Here is a 23,292-nt window from a genome sequence, read left to right on the forward strand (position 1 = left end):
TGCCGGTGCGGGCGGGGGATCTGCTGCTCTGGAGCCAGTTCGAGACCAGGCCCGAGAAGCAGGTGAGCGGAGCCACCACGCCCTGACAGGCCCCGTCACATCTCCAGGCCCGCTCCTCTGTCCATTCCGAGGGGCTAGCGCAGCAGCGCGAGGACGATCGGCGGGAGCGCCAGCACGCCCGCGAAGATCGCCACCCCGAGGAGTGCCTGCTGGTTGCGTGCGCCGTCGAGCGCATCCAGCACGCGCTCGTTGAGCTCCTGCTCGGCGCGCTCGCGGAGCCGGGCGAGCGTCAGCTCGGCGAGCCCCGTGTCGCGGGTCTCCTCTCCGATGAGCTCGATGAGCTGGGCCTCGAGCCGGCGGCACAGCCAGAGTTTGATGCGCCGGAGGAGGGCGCGCGAGAGTCCCCGGGCGCCGCCTTCGATGTCGTCGCTGGCGCTGTAGTCGGTGATGGCCTGGCGCAGCGTCTGCCTCACCGCCTGGATGGGCAGGGGCTTGCGCAGGATCTCCGGGGTGTCCGCGCGGGCCGCCAGGAGCGCCGCCCGCGAGAACACGCGCTCCAGGATGTGCTGGGTGAGCTTGTGCTGCTCCACGAGGTTCATCGCCACGCGCCCGATGCCCCGCCACATTCCCGCGGTGCCGAGGCCGAAGGCCCCCCCGCCCGCGTAGGCCAGGAGCAGGACATAGACGAGGTACCGCCAGGGCTCCCAGGGGTGCGCGAGCAGCCCGGTGCCCTTCTCGATGAAGAAGGCGACGACTCCGAGCCCCAGGCCGAGGGCCCCGAGCCCCACCACCCGCGTGGTGACGGTGGCCGCGGCGGTGACACCCGACTTGCCTATCGAGGCCGCCAGGGTGAGGGGGTTGCGCTGCTCGGGAGTCGGGGTGGACTCCGCCTGGGTCTCCGGGGTTCGGGCCAGCTGGCCCCCGTGGGTCGACATGGACACAGCATGCCACCAGCCGGCTCAGATGGCGAAGTCACCCAGGAAGACCCGGGCCATGCGCACATCGGCCTGGACGCAGTCCCCCTCGACCACGCCCAGATCGTCGAACTCGGCGCGGGGCACCTCGACGGTGACCGTCTCCCCGGAGGGCAGCTTGAGCAGCACCTTCACGTAGCCGCCCACCGCCTTCAGCCGCGCGACCCGGCCCGTGGTGGGCTCGGTGGAGCCCCGCGCGGGCTTGACGAGCTTGATGTCATGCGGCCGGACGAAGGCATGGACCTCCTCGCCCTCCCGGGCGGTGCCCGGGGCCGCCATCACGAGCGAGCCCACCTCGGCCCGGCCCGAGCGCACGTGCCCCCGCAGCACGCTGGTGCCGCCCACGAAGGAGGCGACGAACGACGTGGCCGGCCGGTCATAGATGTCCTCGGGAGGCCCGGCCTGGGCCACGCGCCCCTCGGACATCACCACCACGTGCTGGGAGATTTCCAGCGCCTCCTCCTGGTCATGGGTGACGAGCAGGGTGGTGACGCCCGTGCGCTCGTGCAGGGACTGGAGCCACTCGCGCAGTTCCACGCGCACGCGGCTGTCGAGCGCGCCAAAGGGCTCGTCCAGCAGCAGCAGCTTGGGGCGGATGGCGAGCGCCCGGGCGAAGGCCACGCGCTGCCGCTGGCCGCCGGAGAGCTGGCCGGGATGGCGCTTGCCCAGCTCCTCCAACTGCACGAGGCGCAGCATCTCGTCCACGCGCGCCTCGATGTCGGCGCGGGATTGCCGGCGCGTCTCCAGGCCGAAGGCGATGTTCTCCCGCACCGTCATGTGCTTGAAGAGGGCGTAGCTCTGGAAGACGACCCCGATGCCGCGCTGCTGCACGGGCAGGTGGGTACAGTCCACGCCCTCGATGCGCACCGAGCCGGAGTCCGGCAGCTCCAGCCCGGCGATGAGACGCAGCAGGGTGGACTTGCCCGCGCCCGAGGGCCCGAGCAGGGTGGTGATGGCGCCGGAGGGCGCGTGGAACGACACGTCCGAGACGGCGGGCGTGCCCGTGGCGGTGAAACGCTTGGTGACCTGCTCGACGATGACGCTCATGGGGCCTCGGCCCTCCACTCGACGTACTTCTTGATGGCCAGGGTCACCAGCGCGAGCACCGTGAGCAGCGAGGCCACGGCGAAGGCACCGGCGAGGTTGTACTCGTTGTAGAGAATCTCCGCGTGCAGCGGCAGCGTGTTGGTGGCCCCGCGCACGTGCCCGGAGACGACCGAGACGGCGCCGAACTCACCCATCGCGCGCGCGTTGCACAGCAGGACGCCGTAGAGCACGCCCCACTTCACCTTGGGCAGGGTGATCTGGAAGAACATGCGCCAGCCGCTCGCTCCCAGCGTGAGCGCCGCCTCCTCCTCGTCGCTGCCCTGCGCCTGCATGATGGGCAGCACCTCGCGCACGACGAAGGGGAACGTGACGAACACCGTGGCCAGCACGATGCCGGGCACGGCGAAGATGATGTGGATGTCGTGCTCGACGAGCCACGGCCCGAACCACCCCTGCCTGCCGAAGAGCAGCACGAAGACGAGCCCCGCGATGACGGGCGAGACGCTGAAGGGCAGGTCGATGAGCGTGAGGAGCACATCGCGACCGCAGAAGCGGAAGCGGGCGATGAGCCACGCGGCGGAGAGCCCGAAGGCCAGGTTGAGCGGCACGGCGATGGCGGCGGCCAGCAGCGTGAGGCGGATGGCGGAGAGGGACTCGGGCTCCTGGATGGCCTCGAGGTAGGCGCCCACGCCCTTCTGGAGGGCGTAGCTGAAGACGGCCACCAGCGGGACGACGAGGAAGAAGCCCAGGAAGGCGAGCGCCATGCCGATGAGCAGCCAGCGCACGGGGGCCGCCCCGGAGAGGACGGTGCGCTTCTCTCGGCGCGCCACGAAGGTGGTCGGGTGCATGGGCTATCCGGGCCGGACTTCGAACCGGCGCTGGGTCCAGCGCTGGAGCAGGTTGACGGCGAGCAGGAGCGCGAAGGAGGCGGTGAGCATCACCCCGGCGATGGCCGTCGCGCCCGCGTAGTCGTACTGCTCCAGCCGGGTGACGATGAGCAGCGGGGCGATCTCCGTCTTCATGGGCATGTTGCCGGAGATGAAGATGACGGAGCCGTACTCGCCGATGGCCCGGGCGAAGGACAGGGTGAAGCCGCTGAGCAGCGCTGGCAGCACGCTCGGCAGGAGCACGTGGGTGAAGGTCCGCCAGGGCGAGGCGCCGAGGGTGGCGGCGGCCTCCTCCACGTCGGCGTCGATGTCCTCCAGGACGGGCTGGACGGTGCGCACCACGAAGGGCAGCCCGATGAAGGTGAGCGCCACCACGATGCCCAGGGGGGTGAAGGCCACCTGGATGCCGAGCGTCTCCAGGACGCGCCCGTACCACCCGTTGTGGGAGTAGAGGGTGGTGAGGGTGAGCCCGGCCACGGCGGTGGGCAGGGCGAAGGGCAGGTCCACCAGCGCGTCCACGAGGCCTCGGCCCGGGAAGCGGTAGCGCACCAGCACCCAGGCCACGAGCAGGCCGAAGACGGCGTTGACCAGCGCGGCGAGGAAGGCGGCGCCGAAGCTGAGCCGGTACGCGGCGAGCACGCGCGGCGAGGCCACCGTCTCCCAGAACTGGTCCCAGGTGAGGGTGAACGTCTTGAGGAAGAGGCCGGACAGCGGCAGCAGGACGATGAGGCCGAGGTACAGCCAGCTCAGCCCCATCGTCAGTCCGAAGCCCGGCAGGACGCGGCGTCGTGCGCTCATGGCGTGGGCTCTGGGCTACCTGGCCTGGGGGAGGTAGAGCGCGTCGAAGCTGCCGCCGTCGTCGAAGTGCGCCCGCTGCGCCTGCTTCCAGCCGCCGAAGACCTCGGTGATGGTGAAGAGGCTCACGGTGGGGAAGCGGCTGGCGTGCTTCGCGGCGACCGTCCGCGAGCGGGGCCGGAAGTAGTGCTTCGCGGCGAGCTCCTGGCCCTCCTCCGAGTAGAGGAACCGCAGGTAGGCCTCGGCGGCGGCGCGAGTGCCCTTGCGGTCGACGTTCTTGTCCACGATGGACACGGGCGGCTCGGCGAGGATGCTCACCGAGGGGACGATGATTTCGAACCGGTCCTTGCCCAGCTCCTGGGTGAGGAGGAAGGCCTCGTTCTCCCAGGCGATGAGCACATCGCCGATGCCGCGCTCGGCGAAGGTGGTGGTGGCGCCACGTGCCCCCGAGTCCAGCACGGGGACGTTCTTGAAGAGCTGGGTGATGAACTCGCGGGCCTTCGCCTCGTCGCCACCGCTCTTGCGCAGCGCATGGCCCCAGGCGGCCAGGTAGTTCCAGCGCGCGCCGCCGGACGTCTTGGGGTTGGGGGTGATGACGGCCACGCCGGGCTTCACCACGTCCTCCCAGTCGCGGATGCCCTTGGGGTTGCCCTTGCGCACCACGAAGACGATGGTGGACGTGTACGGCGAGCTGTTGTTGGGCAGCCGCGACTGCCAGCCCTCGGGCAGGAGGTTGGCCTTGTCGTGCAGCATGTCCACGTCATACGCGAGCGCGAGCGTGACGACGTCGGCGTCCAGTCCCTCGATGACGGCGCGCGCCTGCTTCCCCGAGCCCCCGTGGGACTGCTTGATGGAGACCTTCGTGCCGTGCTGCGCCTCCCACTGCCTGGCGAAGGCGTCGTTGACGTCCGTGTAGAGCTCGCGCGTCGGGTCGTACGAGACGTTGAGCAGTGTGATGGGCTCGGCCTGCTCGGCGGCGGGCTTCGAGCAGCCACCGAGCGCGGGCACGACGGACAGCAGCACGGTCAGCAGCGCGGCGGTGGAGCGGAAGTGCGACGACTTCATGGGGTACCTCTGATGCGAGGGTGGCCGCGAGGTACCGGAAGCGTGAAAGCCCACCGTCCCTCACGGGGGGGGTGGGCTCTCCAGGACACGCGACCGTCAGCCCTCAGGCTTCCGGCGGACGAGCACCCACCCCTGGCGGTCGACGGCAACAGGCCATGTGCATGGACTGGGGGGTGGGCATGGACGGAGGACAAGGTGCCCGAGGCGGCATCCGCTTGTCAAGAGGACTGTCCGTTATGGCGGATGAGCGTGGCTCTCGGGGGGAGCACGGGGGGTGACCCGAGACCCGGTATCCTGCGATGCTGGGGATTCACGGCTCGGAAGGGAGCAGTGCATGGCGGACAGGAAGAAGAACCTCGGGCGTGAGCGGATGCTCGACTTCTCCGCCCTGCAAGAGGACGAGGAGCGGGACTCTTCCTGGGACATCCCGACGGACGTGCGGGCCAACCAGACGCGCGTGGCGCCCATCCAGGACGATGCGACGCGCCCCCTGCTTCAGCCGCCGCCGCCGGAGGAGGAGGAGGTGCCGGAGCTGCGCACGGCGTTCTCCAGCCGGGCGGTGCTGATCGCGGACCTGCTGCGAGACAAGTTCTCCCGGCGCTTCTTCGGACGCTCGCCGTACCGGGTGCTGCGCGTCGACGCGCCGGAGGGGCCCAGCACGGCGGGAGGGCTCCTGGCGCGGCAGTCCATCTCGCTCGTGGCCAGGCAGGGAGCGGCGCCCTCGGTCGTCTGCGGCTGGGTGGACACCTCGAAGAGCGAGGCGCAGCTGCGCGGCTACGAGTCCGTGGCCAGGCGCTACGAGTCCCACCACGGCACGCCCCTGGACCTCTCGCCGGAGCACTACGAGCGCTTCCTCGATGAGGTGGTGGAGACGCTGTCGTCGGGCGGCATCAAGGTGCGGGTGCTGGTGCTGGACGAGCAGGTGGCGGGACCGGGACAGGCCCAGGGGACGGCGCCGAGGGGCGCGCCCGCTCGGGCCAGCCGGGGCGGGTGGGGCAAGGGCCTGCTGGTGGTGGGCTTCGCGTTGGGACTGGTGGCGGGCAGGTGGGTGCCGTGGGACAGGGTCGACGCGACCGTGGCCCGGGCGCTGTCCATGGTGTCGGCCCAGGTGGGTGCGAAGCGCTGACGCCGAGTGCTGGTGCCCTCGGCGCGAAAACATGGCATGAGGCGCCTCCCCAGGAAGGCGCCCGTGAACGTGGGCAATCGGACATCGCGCGGGTGGTAGCTCCGACGTGGGGTCGGTGGGCGCCGGTATGATCGCTGGGGGGGTTACGGAGACACGATGGATTGGAGACTTCCCAAGGGCGTGACGCGGATGGTGTTGGTGCGGCACGGCCAGCCGGCGGAGGAGATGCGAGGGCGGTGCTACGGGCGGCTGGACGTGGGCCTGTCGTCCACGGGACGGTTGCAGGCCGAGCGGGCCGCGCGCTTCCTGGCCGAGGCCCCGCTGCTGCGCATCTACACGAGCCCGCGCCGCAGGGCGCTGGAGAGTGCGGCGCCGCTGGCGGAGCTGAAGGGGATGGCGGTGGATACGGAGGAGGCCTTCCGGGAGATCGATTTCGGCCTCTTCGAGGGGCTCACGTACGAGGAGGCGGAGCAGCGCCACCCGGAGGTGTACGCGCAGTGGATGGCGCACCCGACGCGGGTGCGATTCCCGGGGGGAGAGAGCTACCCGGAGATGCGCGAGCGGGTGAGGGCGGCGGGGCGGGCGCTGCGGACGCGGCACGCGGGGGAGACGTTCGTGCTGATGTCGCACGGCGGGGTGAACCGGACGCTGCTGGCCGAGGCGCTGGGCATGCCGGACGAGAACCTGTTCCGATTGGAGCAGGGGTACGCGGCGGTGAACATCATCGACTTCTACGGTGATGAGCCCATGGTGAAGCTGGTGAACGTGACGTTCGGCTAGGCGTGGGCCCCTCCGGGTGGGGGGCACCTCTGATGGCGGGCCGGGGAGTTGGGTAGACTGGCCCGTCATGGAAGCCCCCGCTCCCCAGGCGTCGCACTCGTCCCGGTTGCTGCAGGACTACCTCAACCAGGACGTCATCCCTCGCGAGATGTCCATCGCGCGCTTCATGCGCGGGATGATGGTGCTGTGCTGCGTGGCCTCGCTGCTGCTCATCGGGGTGATTGGCCGGGGCCTGTCGCTGAGCCTCGCGGGGCTGACGGCCTTCCTGGTCGTCTACTACACCCTCATGCTGCGGGCGCTGCGCGCGGGGGAGTTCCACCCGGCGATGCAGTGGGTGGACAGCGCGGTGACGGTGTCCATTCCGACGGTGGCGTGCATCATCGACGTGTACTTCCACGGTGCGGTGTACGCGCTCACCACGCCCCCCATCGTGGCCTGGGGTGCGCTCATCGTGGTGTGCGCGCTCCGGGCGGGCAAGACGCTGGTGTACGCGGCGGCGGGGCTCGCCGCGCTGGAGTACCTGTCGCTGTACGTGTTCGTCTTCCAGCCCCGGCTCCCGCCCGAGCCCCTGAGCACCCTGACGTTCCCGATGGTGTTTCTGCGCTGCGTGTTCCTCTTTTCCTACGGGCCGCTGACGGCGACGCTGGCCAGCCACATCCTGCGCAAGGCCGAGGAGGCACTGCGTGCCATCCGCGAGAAGGACGTGATGGGGAAGTACTTCCTCCACGAGCGGCTGGGGGCGGGCGGCATGGCCGAGGTGTTCCGCGCCACCTACAGCCCGGAGGGCGGCTTCGAGAAGCAGGTGGCGGTCAAGCGCATCCTCCCGGCGTACGCGGACAACGAGGAGTTCCTCGCCATGTTCCGGCGCGAGGCGGAGCTGGGCTCGCTGCTCATCCACCCCAACATCGTGCAGGTGCTCGACCTGGGGCGGCACCAGGGCACGGTCTTCCTGGCCATGGAGTTCGTGGACGGCATGCCGCTGAGCTCGCTGCTGCAGCGGGTGCCCCGGAAGCGGCTGCCCCCGGCGGCGGTGGCCTATATCGGCGCGGAGGTCGCCGCCGCGCTGGTGTACATGCACGGCCGTACCGGCTCCAACGGCGAGCCGCTGGACCTGGTGCACCGCGACCTCAACCCGCCCAACCTCCTGCTCTCGCGCATCGGCGAGGTGAAGGTGTCGGACTTCGGCATCGCTCGGGCGGCCAACCGGGTGGCCCTCACCCAGGCGAAGACGGTGCGCGGCAAGGCGGGCTACATGGCGCCGGAGCAGGCCTACGGAAGGCCCCTGGATGGGCGGGCGGACCTCTTCGCGCTGGGCCTCACCCTGCATGAGCTCCTCACCGGCGAGCGGGCCTTGCAGGGCGACAGTGAGGCGGAGCTGATGGTGGCCTCCACCCGGCAGGAGCTGCTGCCTCCCTCCCGGTTCGTGACCGGCGTCTCGGCCGCGCTGGACGCCATCATCATGGGGCTGCTGCAACACGACCGGGAGCAGCGCACGCCCTCGGGCGAGGTGCTCCAGCGCCAGTTCATGGCGCTCACCGGCCTCGAGGCTCCCTACCCCCACGGGCGGCAGCAGCTCGTCGAGGCCTTGCGCCAGGCCACCACCCAGACGTCCCCGGCCATCCGGCCCCTCCAGCTCACGCCGGACATGGCCCTCACCGAGCAGTCCGCGGCGCTCCCGGACACCCGCGTCGTCAAGCGGTAGGGGCGCGCCGGCGGGAGCGAGGGTGCCCGGGGCCCGGGACACCCTCTCTCCCCCTGACGTCAGCGCTTCGCCACCTCCACGGGCACCCGCTCCACCTTCAGCGTCGTGGGGCCCTCCAGCGTCAGGTACGGCTTGAGCTTGAGGAACTGCTTCTTGCCGAAGCCCTTCACCCGCACCAGCTCCTCGATGCGCTTGAAGGCCCGCTTCTGCCGCCAGGAGAGGATGCGCTGCGCGGCCTTCGGCCCCACGCCCGGCAGCAGATCCAACTGAGCCACCGTCGCCTCGTTCAGGTTCACCAGCCCCGAGTACTGGGTCCGCGGCTTGCCCTGCGCCGCCTCGGAGGCCCCGGGCCCCAGCAGCACGAGGCCCAGCACCACCGCCACCATCCACCCCCACCCATGCGCGCTCACGAGTGGCCTCCCACCGGCAGCGAGTCCAGCCCGCCGTCGAGCCCGTAGCGCCCACCACCACCGCCGCCCGCCTGCGCCGTGTCGCGCTTGTCCGCGGCCTCGCGCACGTGCAGCTTCCCGTCCAGCGGCAGCACGTCCAACAACACGTTCAGCGAGCCGTCCTTGTTCACGAAGGCGCTCCCCGCGCGCACCCAGATGCTCCCGCCCTTGCCCTCGCGGATGGAGAACACCGCCAACCGCTTCCCCGCCGTCAACATCAACCACCTCGTGCTTCACCTTCGCGCCTCCATTGGCGCGGTCCCCGTCACCAGAGCAGCGGCCATGCCAGCGGGGTTTCCCTCTGAGGGTGTGTCACGGGGGCGTACAGCCGCGCACGAAAAGTCCCGCTCCCGAGACTCCTTCCGCACCCGGTGAAGGGGACTGGCCCCGCGCGATCACCGTGCACACCCTCTCCTTCCCCCCGGGTGGTGGAGGGTTGTTCCCGTGCATCTGAAGTTCTCCGTGCTGGCCTCACAATTCCTCGAAGATCCCAACGCTGTCCGCCGCTCGGTGTGCTGGCCGGTGCTGGTGTGGGAGGCTCCCCCCATGGGCGTGCGTCCCCTCTTCACCCGCAGCACCCTGACGGGGATGTCGCTGAGCCGGCCCACCGTCGCCGAGCCGCTCGTGCTCGAAGTGCGCAAGCGCACACACGCCCTCAGCCTGGACGCGCCCATCACCCTGGGGCGCACGCCGGACAACGACGTGGTGGTGGAGGACCCCACCGTCTCGCGCGTCCACGCCACGTTCCACGAGGAGCGGCACACGGGCGTCTGGTACGTGAAGGACGACGGCAGCCACAACGGCACCTGGCACAACGGGACGATCCTCATCCCCGGCCGGGACACGCCGCTCTTCGAGCGGGGCTCGCTGCGCTTCGGTGACGTGATGGCGACCTTCCTCCACTTCAACGCCTTCAATCAGTTCATCCTCGACTGGCTGGCCCGCCACTCCCGAGGCTCCCGGATGACGCACGTCACCGACGGTGGCTTGACGCGCGGGGGTTGAGCCCCTAGGAAGGGTCCGCCCTTGGGTGCCCATGTCGGGCTTTCAAGAGGGAAGCCGGTGGAAGTCCGGCGCGGTCCCGCCACTGTGACCGGGCAGCCCTGCCCGGGAGTCAGGAGACCTGCCCAGGGGTGCGGGTGAGCAATCCCGCCATGGCCTTCTCTCTTCGATGGAGAGAGCGGAAGGCGGACCCATGCGGTGGTGGCACCTCGCCGGGCGGCTTCTCTGCCTGGCGCTCAGCACGAGCGGGCCCGCGCTCGCACAGCAGTCGACGGAGCCCCTGCTCGTTCCCACCGCGGAGGTGGTGGAGGCGCCCGTCGCCGACGAGCCCCCGGACTCGGCCGCGCGCAGGGATCCGAGCGGCGCCCTCACCGTCATCCCCGTGGACGAGTTCGGCGGCGCGGCCCGGGACACCGCGGCGATGCTGGCCACCGCTCCGGGCGTCACGCTCCAGGACGCGGGCGGCTACGGGCAGAGCAAGAGCCTCGTGGTGCGCGGCGCGTCCTCCAACGGAACGCTCGTGCTGCTCGACGGCATCCCCCTCAACGGAGCGGGCGGAATCGCGGATCTCTCGCGTGTGCCCGTGGCGCTCGCCGAGCGCTTCGAGGTGCTGCGTGGGGGAGCTGGGGCCCGCTACGGCTCGGGTGGGTTGGGCGGTGCCATCAACATCATCACCCGCCGTCCCGGGAAGAGCCCGCGCGTGGCGGGGGAACTCTCCTACGGGAGCTGGGACACGGCCACGGGGTGGCTGTCGGCCTCGGGGCCGCTCGCGGGGGGCGAGGCGCTGCTGCTCGTGCATGGCGGCACGTCCAGCGGGCGCTTCCCGTACTCGTTTGATCCCAGCCCCACGCTGCCCGGGGACGCGCTCCTCGAGCGACGGCGCACCAACAACGACGCACGGGGGGCGGGGGCCCTGCTGCGGCTGCGGCGAGAGCTGGGCGGGGGCTTCTCCGCGGATCTGCTGGGCGAGCTGTCCCTGGACGAGCGGGGCCTCGCCGGCACCGCGCAGAACCCGAGCGAGGACGCGCGGCAGTCCGGCGGGCGCGGCTCGGCCAGCCTGAGGATCGCGGGCACGTTGCCGGGAGGTGTGCGGACGAACGCGCGCGCGTACTTCCGGAGGGACCGTCTGGCGCTGTCCGGAGGCCCGCTGGGGCTCCAGGGCGCGCAGGTGCAGCGGGTGGGTGGGGTGGAGTTGGAGGGGCAGACGCTGCTGGGGGAGTGGAACGCCCTGTCCGCGGTGGTGAGCGTGGGCGGCGAGTCCGTGTCGGCGGCGGAGACGAACGAGGCCTCCCAGGGCGAGCCGGCGTGGTTGCGCGCGAGCGTGATGGCGATGGACGAGCTGCTGCTGTGGGACGGGCAGCTCATCGTGGCGCCTTCGCTGCGGGTGGAGCGTGCGGGCCCGTACACGCTGCTGTCCCCGAAGGTGGGCGTCACCGTGCCGTTGCCCTCGGGCTTCGAGCTGCGCGCCAACGGGGGCCGCTCCCACCGCGCGCCCTCCTTCCTGGAGCTGTACGTGCGCCAGGGCACGCTGCTGCCCAACCCGGACCTGCGCCCCGAGAGCGCGCTGTACGCGGACACGGCGGTGGTGCACCGCTCGGGCGCGTCCTTTGCCTCGGTGGGAGGCTTCGTCAGCCTCTACCAGGACCTCATCTCCTACGAGGCCTACCCACCCGGCGCCGCGAAGCCCTACAACTTCGCCAGCGCGCGCGTGATGGGGCTGGAGGCCGAGGGCGAGTGGCGACCGCACCCGCTCCTCTCCGGCACCTTCAGCTACACGCTGACGATGTCGAGCGACCTGCAACGGGACGGGCGCTTCTACCTGCGCGAACTGCCCTACCGTCCACGCCACAAGCTGGCGGCTCGGGTGATGGGAGGGCCCCGGTGGCTCACGGGCCGCGTGGAGGCGGTGGCCCAGTCCGCTCACTTCCTCTCCCGGGATGGGGCCATGTCGCTCCCCGGACGCGCCTTCTTCCACGCGGGGCTGGCCAGTACCTTCGGCTCCCGCACCGAATTCACCGTCTCCTGCGAGGTGAAGAACCTCCTCGATGCGCGCGCCGAGGACTTCGTCGGCTACCCGCTCCCGGGCCGGGCCGTGTACCTGTCGGTGGCGGGAGCGTTCGGGCCGGCTTCTCGTGCGGAGGCTCCATGAAGAGGGACGTGCTGCTGCTGGGGGTGCTCTCCCTGCTCCTCGCGGGGTGCCCGGACGAGGCGCCCCTGTGCTCCGAGGGACAGAGGCGGTGTGGCGAGGCGTGCGTGGACCTCTCCAGCGCTTCCTCGGACTGCGGCGCCTGCGGCGTGGCGTGTGCCGGCACCGAGGTATGTGTCGAGGGCTCCTGCCGCTGCCGTTCGGGTGCCTCGCTGTGTGGGGAGCGGTGTGTCGTCACCGCGTCGGACCCCGCCCACTGTGGTGGCTGTGCCGGTGCGGGCGGGCGCGTCTGCGCACCAGACGAGGTGTGCGAGCGGGGCGAGTGCAAGGCCACGTGTACCCTGGCGACTTCCGAGCGCTGTGAGCGCTCGTGCGTGGATCTCGACACGGATGCGTTCCACTGTGGCGCCTGTGGCAACGTGTGCGCGGATGCCCGGAGCTGCCGCGGTGGCACCTGCACCTATGATGTCGTCGCCGCGTGCTTCAACACCGGGCAGGTGGTGGGCCTCCAGGCGGGGCCGGACGTGAAGGGCCCCAGCATGGCGGTGGGCACGAGCCCCCAGACCGTCGCGCCCATGCAGGACGTGCTGCTGGTGCTCGATGCGTCCATGCGGCTGCTCCAGGCGCGGCTCTCCGACTACGGCGTGCTGCCCGCGCGCAACACCACCGGGCTGGTGCCCAACCACCTGCTGGTGCGCGACCCCTACGTCTTCATCCTCAACTCCACGAGCAACACCCTCCAGGTGCTCCGGCGCGACGAGGCGCCCGCCAGCGGCCCCGGCCCGCGCTTCCCCGATGGCATCACGCTCACCAACGTGGCCAGCGTGAACTTCGGTGAGAACACCAACCCGTACGGGTTCACCGAGCTGGGCCCGGACGTGTACGTCACCCTGCTGGGCAACCTTCAGACGGCCCCGTCCGCGGGGGGCAGGGTGGCCCGTGTCTCGCTGTCCGACCCCACCGCCCCGAGCATCACGGATGTCTTCGCGCTGCCCACGGGCGAGGCCCTCCAGCCCTTCCCGGGGCGCACCACCGCTCCCGCGCCCGCAGGCATCGCCGCGCACCGGGGCCGGGTGTACGCCGCCCTCGGCAACCTGGACCCCAGGGACTTCACCGTGGGAGGGCCCGGCTTCCTGGCCCGCATCGACCCCACCTCTCGCGCGGTGGACCTCATCGAGCTCGGTGAGGGCTGCCTCAATCCGTTCTGGGTCGTCTCCGTGGGCGAGCGGCTGCTCGTGAGCTGTAGTGGTGGGGCGACCTATGACCGCGACTTCAACCTCATCGACGTGAGGGGGACCGGGCTGGTGCTGCTCGGCGCGGAGGATCGCGTGGTTGCCTCGCTGCCGCTGAAGTGCCCGGAGGGAACGTCCTGCCCGCTCCCCTCCGCGGGCCGGTTCTCCGTGGTGGGCAACCGCGCCTACGTGGGCGACAACAACGCGGGCCGCATCTTCGTCCTCGAGGTGGCGGGCGACACGCTCGTGGAGCGGCGAGGGCTCGGGCCCGGTGCCGAGCCGCCGATCCTCGCCTGCCCGCGCGCCAGTGGCCCCTCCCTCGTTGGTGACGTCGTCGCGATTCCCTGAGCCTCCCCCATGAAGACCCGTCTCATGCCTTTCGTCCTGCTCATCACCCTGTGCCTCGCCCCCCTCGCGCGTGCCGAGCCCCCCAAGGGAGGCGCGCGCTTGCTGGGCCCCAAGCCCCCCGAGAAGGTGAAGCGGGTGGTGACGATCGCCCCGTCCCTCACGGAGACGGTGCTGGCGCTCGGGGCGGGGAGCACCCTGGTGGGCGTCTCGCGCTTCGACGAGGCGAAGGAGGTGGCCCACCTGCCGCGCGTGGGGGGCTTCGTGAACCCCTCCATCGAGGCGGTGGTGACCCTGAAGCCGGAGCTGGTGCTCGTGCAGCCCAACCCTGGCAACCAGCGAGCCGTGGAGACGATGGCCGAGCTCGGCGTGCCCGTGCTGCTGCTGCCGCTCAATACCGTCGCGGATACCCTGGAGGCGCTGCGAGTGGTGGGGAAGACGGTGGGGAAGGAGAAGGAGGCCGAGGCCCTCGTCCAGCGCATCGAGTCCTCCCGGGCTCGCATCCGTGAGGCCGCCAAGGGAAGGAAGGCGCCTCGGGTCCTGTTCGTCTACGGCTTCGAGCCACTCGTCGTCGCCGGATCGGGCTCCTTCGCGGACGAGCTGCTCCGTGACGCGGGAGCCATCAACGTCGCGGCCGATGCGGGCTCGGCGTACGCCGTCATCTCGCTGGAGCGGGCGCTGCGGGCGCGGCCCGACGTGGTGGTGGATGCCTCGGATGTCGACGTAGGCAAGGACAAGGTGGCGGCGCTCCCGGTGCTCTCCCAGGCCCGGTGGGTGGAGGTGCCGTCGATGGCGCTGCTCCAGCCGGGGCCCTCGCTGGGGCGCGGGCTGGAGGAGCTGTTCGGGCTGCTGCATCCCTCCGCGAAGCCCGATGCGGGGAGTGGGCACTGAGCATGCGTCCGGTGGGCGGAAGGACAGGGGGAGTGGGCTTCACCCCGGCCCGGGTCTTCGGGCTCGGCGGGGTGTTCCTCGTCCTGCTGTTCGGCGCGTTCCTGCTCGCCGTCTGTTTCGGTGAGGGGCCTCTCTCCCTCGGCGAGGTGTTGGGCGATCCCGAGTCCCTGGACAGCCATATCTTCTGGACCCTCCGCGTGCCACGGGCCGTGCTGGCGGCCCTCGTCGGTGCGGGGCTCGCTGTCTCCGGTTCCACGCTCCAGGGCGTGCTGCGCAACCCGTTGGCGGACCCCTTCATCCTCGGCGTCTCCGGAGGAGCGGCGCTCGGGGCCACCCTCGCCCTCGCGGTGGGACTTGGCACCGTGGAGGTGGAGAAGGTGGCCCCGGGGCTTGGCGGAGGACTGGAGCGCATCTCCGCGCCGGCCCTGTTCGCCTTCGTCGGAGCCGTGGCGGCCATGCTCTTCGTGCTCGCCGCCAGCCGAGGGCACGGTGGCCGTGCACCCTATGCCGCGCTCCTCACCGGCGTCGTCTTCAACGCCTTCGCCGCCGCGGCCATCACCCTCATCAAGACCATCTCCAACCCGAATCAGGTGGGGGCGATGCTCTTCTGGCTCGCGGGTAATCTCAACAAGGAGCACCTCGGCACGCTCGTCCTGTCCGCGCTGCTCCAGGCGGTGGCCATCGGGGTGATGCTGGCGCTCTCGGGTCGGCTCAACCTGCTCACGCTGGGGGATGAGGACGCGGCCTCGCTCGGCGTCCACGTGGCCCGGACGCGGCGGCTGTTGTTGCTCGCCGCGAGCGCCAGCGTGGCGGGGGCCGTGGTGCTCTCGGGGCTCATCGGCTTCGTGGGGCTCATCGTGCCCCACCTGCTCCGGCTCGTCCTCGGGCCAGACCAGCGGCTGCTCGTGCCCCTCTCCGCGCTCGGGGGCGCGGTCTTCCTCCTGCTCGCGGACCTGCTGGCGCGGCTCGCGTATCCGCTGTTCGGGCAGGACCTGCCCGTGGGCGTCGTCACGGCGCTGCTCGGCGGGCCGCTGTTCCTCGCGCTGCTGTACCGGAGCGGCCGGCTGACGGTGGGCTGAGGCCGCGAACCAACTCGAGAGTCTGGGGGTGGCGGGTTCGATTCCCGCCGCTTCCACTGGAAGTTACCCGCCGCGCCTACTCCCAGCTCGGTCAGCGGGTTGCAATGTTGCCTGCATCCCAACCCCTGCGATCCTCGGCGCCGGAGAGTTCGCACATCTGCGCGCTCACCTACCACGAGCTTTCGAAAAGGCTTCCCATGATTCGAATGTCACAGCATTGGTGGCTGTACCTGACAACCACCCTCCTCGCCCTGGCTGCTGGATGCGGCGCTCCCCCGCGGGAGGAGGACACCTCGGGCTCGGCCCAGTTGTTTGGCAACATGGAGCAAGCCCTCACCACGGCTGACGTCACCTCGGTGCTCGTCACGGTGACGGCGGCGGACATGCAGCCGCGCAGCACGGAGCTCGTCAAGACGAACAACCAGTGGGGCGGCACCCTGGGCAAGCTGCCAGCGGGCACTGGCCGCACCTTCACCGCCGAGGCTTTCAACAGTGCTGGCACTCCGGTGTACGCCGGTGAGGCCACCGGCGTCACCATCCTCGCCCGGCAGGCGGTACCGGTTTTCATCACCCTGCAGGAGGTCAACCGGCCGGTGCCTGTCGAAAATGCCGCGCCCCTCATCACCGCGCTGTCGGCGGCGCCCGGTAATGTGGAGCCCGGGGGCACGGTGACGCTCAGCTCCTCCGCCTCGGATGCCAACCCAGGCGACACCCTCACCTACGCCTGGAGCGCGCCCTCGGGCAGCTTTGCCCAGCCCGGCAGCCTCTCCACCACCTGGACTGCACCCTCGTCCGCTGGCCTGGTGCCCCTGACGCTGACGGTGACGGACTCCCGGGGACTGCAAGGCAAGGTGACCTTCAATGTCAACGTCAACGCGGGGAAGGGAGACGCCACCGTCAACACCGCCCTCAACACCTGGCCGCGGGTGAATGGCCTGTCGGCCAGCGTCACCGCGCTGGAGGTGAATGAATCCACCACCGTCTCCACCACCGCGTCCGACAGCGATGGAGACACCCTGGCCTACAGCTGGACGGCCTCTTGCGCTGGCACCTGGGCCAACGCCACCTCCGCCACCGCGCAATTCACCGCCACGGCGCTGCCCGCGAGCAGCGTGTGCAACAACTGCAACCTCACCGTCACCGTCAACGACGCTCGCGGTGGCCAGACGACGGGCACCCTCTCCCTCTGTGTGGGCCCCAAGAGGACGGCTGCATTCCCCCCCGACATCACGGAGACATTCCAGTCGGCGGTCTCCACTTCCGCCAACGGAACGGTGACGTTCTGGGTGAAGGCGCTGGACCCGCAGGGCAGCGCCATGCGCTTCTCCTGGGCCTCCAACGTGGGGAGCACGGGTACGCCCACCACCACCGCCGACTCCAGCGCGGTGGTGTGGACGGCCCCCGCCTGTGTCCCCTCCGGCACCGCCGCGACGCTCACCGCGACAGTCACCAATGCGCCTGGCCTTTCGGCCCACACCGCCTTCTCCGTTTCCGGGCTGCCCGCGTGCGGCCCCTCCTCGGCACAAACCCTCTCCGCTGGCGGCGCTCACACCGTGATGCGCAAGCAGGACGGCACCGTGTGGACCTGGGGCCACAATGGCAACGGTCAGCTGGGCGATGGCACCACCATCTATCGCGGCATCCCCGTCCAACTGTCAGACCTCTCCAACGTCACTGCCACCGCCGCGGGCAACGCCCACTCCCTGGCGCTCAAGCAGGACGGCACCGTCTGGGGCTGGGGCGACAATAGCCACGGTCAGCTGGGCAACGGCACCACCACCCAACGGACCTCTCCCGTCCAGGTGCCCGGGCTCTCCAACGTCACCGCCATCGCCACGGGCGGCTCCTACTCCCTGGCGCTGAAGCAGGACGGCACCGTCTGGGCTTGGGGCCTCAATAACGGTGGCGCACTGGGCGACGGCACCACCACCACCCAACGGACCTCCCCCGTCCAGGTGCCTGGGCTCTCCAACGTCATCGCCATCACCGCGGGTTACGCCCACACCCTGGCGCTGAAGCAGGACGGCACCGTGTGGGCCTGGGGCAACAATGGCAACGGTCAGCTCGGTGACGGAAGCAACATCAGTAGCCGCACCTCCCCCGTGCAGGTGCCCGGCTTCTCCAACGTCATCGCCATCGACGCCGGCAGCTTCCACACCCTGGCGCTGAAGCAGGATGGGACCGTCTGGGCCGCGGGCTCCAATGGCAACGGTCAGCTGGGTGACGGCACCACCACCCAACGGACCACCCCCGTGCAGGTGCCCGGCCTCTCCAACGTCATCGCCATCGACGCCGGCAGCTTCCACACCCTGGCGCTGAAGCAGGATGGGACCGTCTGGGCCTGGGGCGACAATGGCAACGGGCAGCTGGGTGACGGCACCAGCACCAGCCGCACCACCCCCGTGCAGGTGCCCGGCCTCTCCAACGTCAGTGCCATCGCTACCGCCGCGACCGGCGCCCACTCCCTCGCGCTGAAGCAGGACGGCACTGTCTGGGGCTGGGGCGACAATGGCTACGGCCAGCTGGGCAACGGCACTACCAGCCATCGCGTTTCACCCCTCCTGGTGTCTGGCCTCTCCAACGTCATCGCCACCGCCGCGGGCGGCTCTCACTCCCTGGCGGTGAAGCAGGACGGGACGCTCTGGGCCTGGGGCTTCAATAACATCGGCCAGCTGGGCGACGGCACCAGCACCAACCGCACCACCCCCGTCCAGGTGCCCGGCCTCTCCAACATCATCGCCACCGCTGCGGGCGACTCTCATACCCTGGCATTGAAGCAGGACGGCACCGTCTGGGCCTGGGGCTTCAATGGCAGTGGCCGGCTGGGTGATGGCAGCACCACCTTCCGCCTCTCTCCCGTCCAGGTGTCCGGCCTCTCCAACGTCATCGCTATCTCCGCGGGAGCCAACCACTCCTTGGCGTTGAAGCAGGACGGAACCATGTGGGCCTGGGGTAACAATGGCGACGGCGAGCTGGGTGACGGCACCACCACCCAACGCCTCATCCCCGTGCAGGTGCCCGGCCTCTCCAACGTCATCGCCATCAGCGCGGGCAGCCACCACTCCCTGGCGCTCAAGCAGGACGGCACCCTCTGGGCCTGGGGCCACAATGGCAACGGTCAGCTGGGCGACGGCACCACCACCAACCGCACCATCCCCATCCAGGTGCCCGGCCTCTCCAACGTCAGCGCCATCGACGCGGGCGGCCCCCACTCCCTGGCGGTGAAGCAGGACGGCACCCTCTGGGCCTGGGGCCACAATGGCAACGGTCAGCTGGGCGACGGCACCCTCACCCGCCGCACCGTCCCCATGCAGGTGCCCGGCCTCTCCAACGTCAGCGCCACCGCCGCCAGCAACCCCCACACCCTGGCACTCAACCAGGACGGGACGCTCTGGGCATGGGGCCACAATGGCAACGACCAGCTGGGCACCGGCACTCCTCTCTTCCACTCCTCGCCACAGCAGTCCCAGCTCCCCTGACTCCCCACCCGCGATGACCCGTGAGCGGAATCCGTCACCCGGGTTCCGCTCGCCTTCCCCGTGGGGTACCCCGCGAGCGCCGGATCGACAACGCCCTGGCGGCAGCCGTGCTGCTCACGCGGGCCCCCACGCTCGATAACTCGACTGTCTCCTGAGGTGCCCTCCCGTCGGCGCCTTCCACGCCGGCCTGCTTGCAAGAGCATCCTCGTGGTCGGTGCCGCCGCACCGAGCGACCGCACGATGACGATCGGCGAGTTCCGGGAGGCAACGCGAACCGGTCCGCCGGGCACCGAGCCCATCGCCCTCGCACGCGTAGCCGGGTACGAGGCCGAGGTCCAGAAGAAGACGCTCGCCCTGCCCGCCGCATGAGTGGTCATGGCACTGGCCGGCGTGGCGATCACGCTCCGCGTCCCGCGCGGCGGCGCAGGGCTCGTGGCCGGCGCGAGTTGCACGGTGATCGGCGCGTACTACGCGTTGCTGATCACAGATGAACTGTTGGCTGACGTCACCTTCGTGTCGCGCGCCGCCGCGCGGGCCGCCATCTTCGACTTCATCGTCTGGTACAACGCCGAGCGTCACCTGGTCGCGCCGCCGGCGCGAGCAGCCTACACCGCGCGTCCGCGACTCGGGGGCAGCTTCATCGGAGAATCCTATGCTTCCTCAGATCTTGATCTCAGCGAGCGCGGCGATCGGGCTTCTCGCTGGCGCGCTGCATTTACATGGCACGTTCTTCGGTCCGGACCTCAGGCCTCGAGATCCGGAACTCGAAGCGAGGATGAAGGAGGTCTCTCTCAACGTGTCCAGCCAGACCACGATGTGGAAAGCCTGGATAGGCTTCAACGCCATCCTGAGTCTCGGCCTGATGCTCTTTGGCCTGTCGTACGGCTATCTCGCCATCTTTCGATTTGCCGTACTGCGGCAATCCCCGTTTCTCCTCGGCGTCGGCTCGATCTTTCTGGCTGCTTTGGTCGTGCTTTGGAAGCGCTACACGTATTACCTCCCTGCGGTGGTATTCGCGATCTCTCTCGTTCTTTACGGGGTTGGTGCCGCCATCGTTCTGGCCTGACGATTCATGCATGCCGGCGCCGCTTCGCCGCGCGGCTCAATCCAGTGGTACAACGCCGAGCGGCGCCATTCGAGCCTCGGCGACGTGAGTCCCGTCGCCTACGAGCGTCACTTGGTCGCGCCGTCCGTTCGAGCAGCCTACACCCCGCGTCCGCGACTCGGGGGCAGCTCCACGAAGTGCGGGAGAGCCACGTAACCGGGGCAAGCCCAGCTTCCCGGTGGGCCCAAAGGCGGGACCATGACCTCAAGGGGTGGAGCGCCCGCCAATCTCCGGGAAGCGCTCATAGGCCCGCTTCAGCGCGTCGAGGTGGGTGGGGTCGTCGTAATCGAGAGGCGTATCCGTGAGCCGAACGATCCACCCGCCTGCCGCTGTACGCCGAGCACGTGTGAGCAGGTCCGCGTCGCGGGCAGGGTTCGGAAAACCAATGGCTTGTGCGGAAGCGGCAGACCAATAATTCAGCCACCCGAGGTATTGCGGAATTGCCGGTGAGCGGATGTGCCATGGCAAATTGAGCATGGGCAGCCCACGAGGAGAACGCTCTGGCCCATGAACTGAGTGGCGCATCTGCTGTGAGACTTCTGAACCATAGTCATCCGGTGACGTATGCCCCCAGTACGCGCATGCGCCCTCCGCCACGGCCTCCAACACATCCGTCGCTGCTGCGAGCCCTGCTCCGTCCATTGGCAGCTCTGCATGCACATTGAGTAGTGGCTGGCGGCCCGGGTTGGTGCCTGCCGGTGTTTGTTGACCAGATATCGTCACCGGGTAACTCTTGTCCCCGTTACACAGGAAAGGGAAATCCCCGTCCTTGGTTGCCTCCACGAGCCATTCGTCGCGCTGCGGCACTGAGGCAAGCTGTCGCTCCTCGGTAACTCTCCACGTCAGACGCAAGCCGGGCAATGCCCGTTCCAAGCCCTTGACGGCAGCGAGCGCTCGACTGTCGTTGTCCACGAGCGCAGGCCCGTGGGTGATAAGAACTAGGCGCCTTCGAGCGGTCATCGCGGGCACCCCGTGACGACGATCTTGAGGGTGGGCTCAGCACGCTCCAGCGCTTTCTTGTGCGCTTCGGTGCTCACGCCAACGACGAAGTCATATCCACAGGCCAGCGCAGCGTCTCGCTCTTTTCGCAATTGCTTGATTTCCTTCTCAATTTCCTGACCCTGAACAAAGTCCGGGTATGTGTCGAATCGATGAGTCTTGATTTCCCACAGCACACGCACGCCGACTTGCAGCGCATCGAAACTCACGCCGCCCACGAGCACATCCATTCCGGGATAACGGTTGGGCGGAAACTGATCGGCGCACTTGTTATGCGCGTCATCCTCGCCCTCGTGCGGCACTGGGACGGGCTCGCACCTGGGGCGCGCGCTCTCCGTGACTTCGGTTGGCCCCACGGGAGGGAAGTCCGGCCCTTTGGGCTCCGGCTTGGGCCTTTTTTTCGGCGAGGGTTTCTGCGGGGCGGGAGTTGTTTCAGGCACGGGCCTTACCTCGGGGCGGCCCATATCCAGCGCATACGCATCCAGGGCCTCTTTGATGGCGAAGCCCACCACCACCACGCCCGCGACGAGCACCGCTCCCACGACGATCTCCGGTGCCGCCAGCACGCAGACCCCGAGCCCCACGGCAGCGGCACCCGCCGAAGCGACCGCGCATTGTCCTGTGGGGTCGTGAAACTCGATCCGATCATGGTCGAGGGCATGAAAGCACCGTTCCACCAGCACGGACCAGGGAGCAGAAGCTTCGTGGACGGCGCACCGCCCCCCGTCCGTCCAGGGCAGCGTCGCCGCTCGCTGGAGGTTGGCGAGCCTCGGGTCCCGGGCTGATGGCTCTCTTGGGGTGGGCGGTGTCGTCGTACAGGCTGAGAGAAAGAGGAGAAGTGCGATGCACGCTCGGAGACGCATGACCGGGTCCTCCATTGGACCTAGAACCTAACGGGTCCTTGCGGGGTCGTTCGGAGTATGACGGCGCGCCCCGACAGCCACGTACGAGCGCGCCAGGGCGCGCGCCAGGGGGCCAGGGTGCAGCAGTCGCTGCTCGGTCCTGTCATGTTGTACGTATGTCGCAGGAGCGTGCGGAATGGGCCGGAACGGGGCGGGACAGAAGGGGAGCGGCGGGATATCGACTCCCAATCATTCTGGGCGGCTTCGAGGTAAGGACGCAATTCTACTGGGGGCTTCGCACCGCCCGGCGCGGGTTCGATTCCCGCCGCTTCCACTGGATGTAGCAGAGCCCCGGGCGCCATCAGGCGACCCGGGGTTTTCTTTGTCCGCTGAAGCCGCCAGCGGCAGCCCGACGAACTGGCCGCGCTCATGGCGCTGGACCTTGAGTTTCGCTACCTCGGCGCAGCTCGAACTCCCTGACCCCCGCTCCAGGCTGCCCGCCCACCATGGCGCCAGGCTAGCGCCGGCCACACTTCCTCCAGACGTGCATCTGAAATTGCCATCCATTTCGGTTTGTCCTTCACCGCGAGTCGCAGCAACCCTGCCCCGTCCTGACCGAGAGTACGGACGACTCAGGGGCGAAGTCTGAGACATCCCCTCATTTTAGCAAATGCCCGTAATCACTGGGGATTTTTGAAACCCGTTTGATTTATAACCCCTTGAAATTACTGGGCTTCGTCGAAATGAGGGGATGGTTCAGGGGCGAAGTACCTACGTCGCGGCCACTTCTCAGAGAGACAAGCATGAACCTGAAGCGAATCATCCAGGGCGGCGCGGTGCTGGGCATGGCAGGGGGCTTTGCCCTGACGGGCTGTGGCGGTGCGGAGCCCACCGTGGCGACTGGCGAGACCGCGACCCCGGAACTGGGGGTCATGGAGCAGGGGCTGAACGTCATCACCAACGGCAGCTTCGAGTTGGCGCCCGCTGGCACCTACAACTACACCATCCTCAGTGGCGGCAGCACCGCGCTGCCGAACTGGACCATTGGCGGCGGCATCAAGGTGATGAACAGCAGCTACAAGACGGCGGCCAGCGGCACCAAGTCCGTTGATCTCAATGGCAACGGTGCGGGCAGCATCTCGCAGATGCTCCCCACCGTCGTGGGGGCGGGGTACACGGTGCGGTTCGCCGTGGCCAACAGCCCCAACTGCGCCACCTCCTGGCGCTACGCCACGGTCACCTATGGTCCCTCGACGGCGAGCATCTCCAATGCCTCGGGGACATGGGCCTACCGGAGCTACGTGTTCAATGCCACGAGCACCAGCTCCCTCATCAAGTTCGAGAGCA

At 69.5% G+C, this 23,292-nt stretch carries 22 protein-coding genes and 1 riboswitch; of the genes, 13 read left to right on the forward strand and 9 right to left on the reverse strand.

Features of this window, described 5'->3' with window-relative positions:
* Positions 1-134: 134 nt before the first annotated feature.
* The 5 genes from VF794_RS13510 to VF794_RS13530 are packed head-to-tail and all read right to left on the reverse strand — an operon-like array spanning position 135 to position 4,768.
* Positions 135-935 (reverse strand): hypothetical protein, encoded by an 801-nt coding sequence (locus VF794_RS13510; RefSeq protein ID WP_331110399.1) that lies wholly within the window; start codon positions 933-935, stop codon positions 135-137.
* A gap of 24 nt (positions 936-959) precedes the next feature.
* Positions 960-2,021, reverse strand: a complete 1,062-nt coding sequence (locus VF794_RS13515) for an ABC transporter ATP-binding protein (RefSeq protein ID WP_331110401.1) — start codon at positions 2,019-2,021, stop codon at positions 960-962.
* Entirely contained in the window at positions 2,018-2,869 is an 852-nt protein-coding gene (gene cysW / locus VF794_RS13520; protein ID WP_331110402.1) for a sulfate ABC transporter permease subunit CysW, read from the reverse strand. The genes VF794_RS13515 and cysW overlap by 4 nt, the downstream gene beginning before the upstream one ends.
* 3 nt (positions 2,870-2,872) lie before the next feature.
* A complete protein-coding gene (gene cysT, locus VF794_RS13525; RefSeq protein WP_331110403.1) occupies positions 2,873-3,706 on the reverse strand; it encodes a sulfate ABC transporter permease subunit CysT in 834 nt (277 codons plus the stop codon).
* 15 nt (positions 3,707-3,721) lie between these two features.
* Positions 3,722-4,768 carry a sulfate ABC transporter substrate-binding protein gene (locus VF794_RS13530; RefSeq protein ID WP_331110405.1) on the reverse strand — a complete coding sequence of 349 codons (1,047 nt, stop codon included), beginning with the start codon at positions 4,766-4,768 and terminating at the stop codon, positions 3,722-3,724.
* A 334-nt stretch (positions 4,769-5,102) separates the two neighbouring features.
* Between VF794_RS13530 and VF794_RS13535 the strand changes: the two genes are divergently transcribed.
* The 3 genes from VF794_RS13535 to VF794_RS13545 all read left to right on the forward strand — a co-directional run bounded on the left by VF794_RS13535 (position 5,103) and on the right by VF794_RS13545 (position 8,376).
* Positions 5,103-5,894: a hypothetical protein gene (locus VF794_RS13535; protein WP_331110407.1), complete on the forward strand. Its 792-nt coding sequence runs from the start codon at positions 5,103-5,105 to the stop codon at positions 5,892-5,894.
* A 156-nt stretch (positions 5,895-6,050) separates the two neighbouring features.
* Positions 6,051-6,674 (forward strand): histidine phosphatase family protein, encoded by a 624-nt coding sequence (locus tag VF794_RS13540; protein WP_331110409.1) that lies wholly within the window; start codon positions 6,051-6,053, stop codon positions 6,672-6,674.
* 67 nt (positions 6,675-6,741) lie between these two features.
* On the forward strand, positions 6,742-8,376 hold the full coding sequence (locus VF794_RS13545) for a serine/threonine-protein kinase (RefSeq protein WP_331110411.1): 1,635 nt from the start codon (positions 6,742-6,744) through the stop codon (positions 8,374-8,376).
* 59 nt (positions 8,377-8,435) lie between these two features.
* On the opposite strand, the gene VF794_RS13550 is transcribed toward VF794_RS13545, so the two are convergent.
* Together VF794_RS13550 and VF794_RS13555 are read right to left on the reverse strand one after the other, a co-directional pair.
* On the reverse strand, positions 8,436-8,786 hold the full coding sequence (locus VF794_RS13550) for a helix-hairpin-helix domain-containing protein (RefSeq protein WP_331110413.1): 351 nt from the start codon (positions 8,784-8,786) through the stop codon (positions 8,436-8,438).
* Complete coding sequence (locus tag VF794_RS13555; RefSeq protein ID WP_309896435.1) at positions 8,783-9,043, reverse strand: hypothetical protein; 261 nt, start codon at positions 9,041-9,043, stop codon at positions 8,783-8,785. The genes VF794_RS13550 and VF794_RS13555 overlap by 4 nt, the downstream gene beginning before the upstream one ends.
* Positions 9,044-9,269: 226 nt before the next feature.
* On the opposite strand from VF794_RS13555, the gene VF794_RS13560 reads away from it, so the two are divergent.
* The 9 genes from VF794_RS13560 to VF794_RS41735 all read left to right on the forward strand — a co-directional run bounded on the left by VF794_RS13560 (position 9,270) and on the right by VF794_RS41735 (position 20,260).
* A complete protein-coding gene (locus VF794_RS13560; RefSeq protein ID WP_331110416.1) occupies positions 9,270-9,830 on the forward strand; it encodes an FHA domain-containing protein in 561 nt (186 codons plus the stop codon).
* Positions 9,831-9,836: 6 nt separating this feature from the next.
* A riboswitch (cobalamin riboswitch) is annotated at positions 9,837-9,970 on the forward strand.
* 50 nt (positions 9,971-10,020) lie between these two features.
* Positions 10,021-11,976 carry a TonB-dependent receptor plug domain-containing protein gene (locus VF794_RS13565; protein WP_331110418.1) on the forward strand — a complete coding sequence of 652 codons (1,956 nt, stop codon included), beginning with the start codon at positions 10,021-10,023 and terminating at the stop codon, positions 11,974-11,976.
* Positions 11,973-13,553 (forward strand): MXAN_6577-like cysteine-rich protein, encoded by a 1,581-nt coding sequence (locus VF794_RS13570; RefSeq protein WP_331110420.1) that lies wholly within the window; start codon positions 11,973-11,975, stop codon positions 13,551-13,553. Before VF794_RS13565 ends, VF794_RS13570 begins: the two co-directional genes overlap by 4 nt.
* Before the next feature lie 24 nt (positions 13,554-13,577).
* Positions 13,578-14,441 carry a helical backbone metal receptor gene (locus VF794_RS13575; RefSeq protein WP_331110422.1) on the forward strand — a complete coding sequence of 288 codons (864 nt, stop codon included), beginning with the start codon at positions 13,578-13,580 and terminating at the stop codon, positions 14,439-14,441.
* 32 nt (positions 14,442-14,473) lie between these two features.
* Positions 14,474-15,520: an iron ABC transporter permease gene (locus VF794_RS13580; RefSeq protein WP_331110424.1), complete on the forward strand. Its 1,047-nt coding sequence runs from the start codon at positions 14,474-14,476 to the stop codon at positions 15,518-15,520.
* A gap of 197 nt (positions 15,521-15,717) precedes the next feature.
* The gene (locus tag VF794_RS13585; protein WP_331110426.1) at positions 15,718-18,999 is read left to right on the forward strand and encodes an RCC1 domain-containing protein; all 3,282 of its coding nucleotides are present in this window, start codon (positions 15,718-15,720) and stop codon (positions 18,997-18,999) included.
* A gap of 207 nt (positions 19,000-19,206) precedes the next feature.
* The gene (locus tag VF794_RS13590) at positions 19,207-19,368 is read left to right on the forward strand and encodes a hypothetical protein (RefSeq protein WP_331110428.1); all 162 of its coding nucleotides are present in this window, start codon (positions 19,207-19,209) and stop codon (positions 19,366-19,368) included.
* 283 nt (positions 19,369-19,651) lie between these two features.
* The gene (locus tag VF794_RS13595) at positions 19,652-20,065 is read left to right on the forward strand and encodes an LIC_13387 family protein (RefSeq protein WP_331110430.1); all 414 of its coding nucleotides are present in this window, start codon (positions 19,652-19,654) and stop codon (positions 20,063-20,065) included.
* Positions 20,066-20,071: 6 nt separating this feature from the next.
* Positions 20,072-20,260 (forward strand): IS3 family transposase, encoded by a 189-nt coding sequence (locus VF794_RS41735; protein WP_414640904.1) that lies wholly within the window; start codon positions 20,072-20,074, stop codon positions 20,258-20,260.
* 48 nt (positions 20,261-20,308) lie between these two features.
* Here the strand turns inward: VF794_RS41735 and VF794_RS13600 are convergent, their stop codons facing one another.
* Both VF794_RS13600 and VF794_RS13605 read right to left on the reverse strand, forming a co-directional pair.
* Positions 20,309-21,064 carry a DUF5953 family protein gene (locus tag VF794_RS13600; RefSeq protein ID WP_331110432.1) on the reverse strand — a complete coding sequence of 252 codons (756 nt, stop codon included), beginning with the start codon at positions 21,062-21,064 and terminating at the stop codon, positions 20,309-20,311.
* Positions 21,061-21,966 (reverse strand): DUF6310 domain-containing protein, encoded by a 906-nt coding sequence (locus tag VF794_RS13605; RefSeq protein WP_414640905.1) that lies wholly within the window; start codon positions 21,964-21,966, stop codon positions 21,061-21,063. The genes VF794_RS13600 and VF794_RS13605 overlap by 4 nt, the downstream gene beginning before the upstream one ends.
* A gap of 782 nt (positions 21,967-22,748) precedes the next feature.
* Between VF794_RS13605 and VF794_RS13610 the strand changes: the two genes are divergently transcribed.
* The coding region (locus tag VF794_RS13610; protein ID WP_331110436.1) for a DUF642 domain-containing protein at positions 22,749-23,292 on the forward strand (544 nt) is incomplete at its 3' end.

The organism is Archangium sp. (assembly GCF_036389735.1).
Lineage (GTDB): Bacteria > Myxococcota > Myxococcia > Myxococcales > Myxococcaceae > Archangium.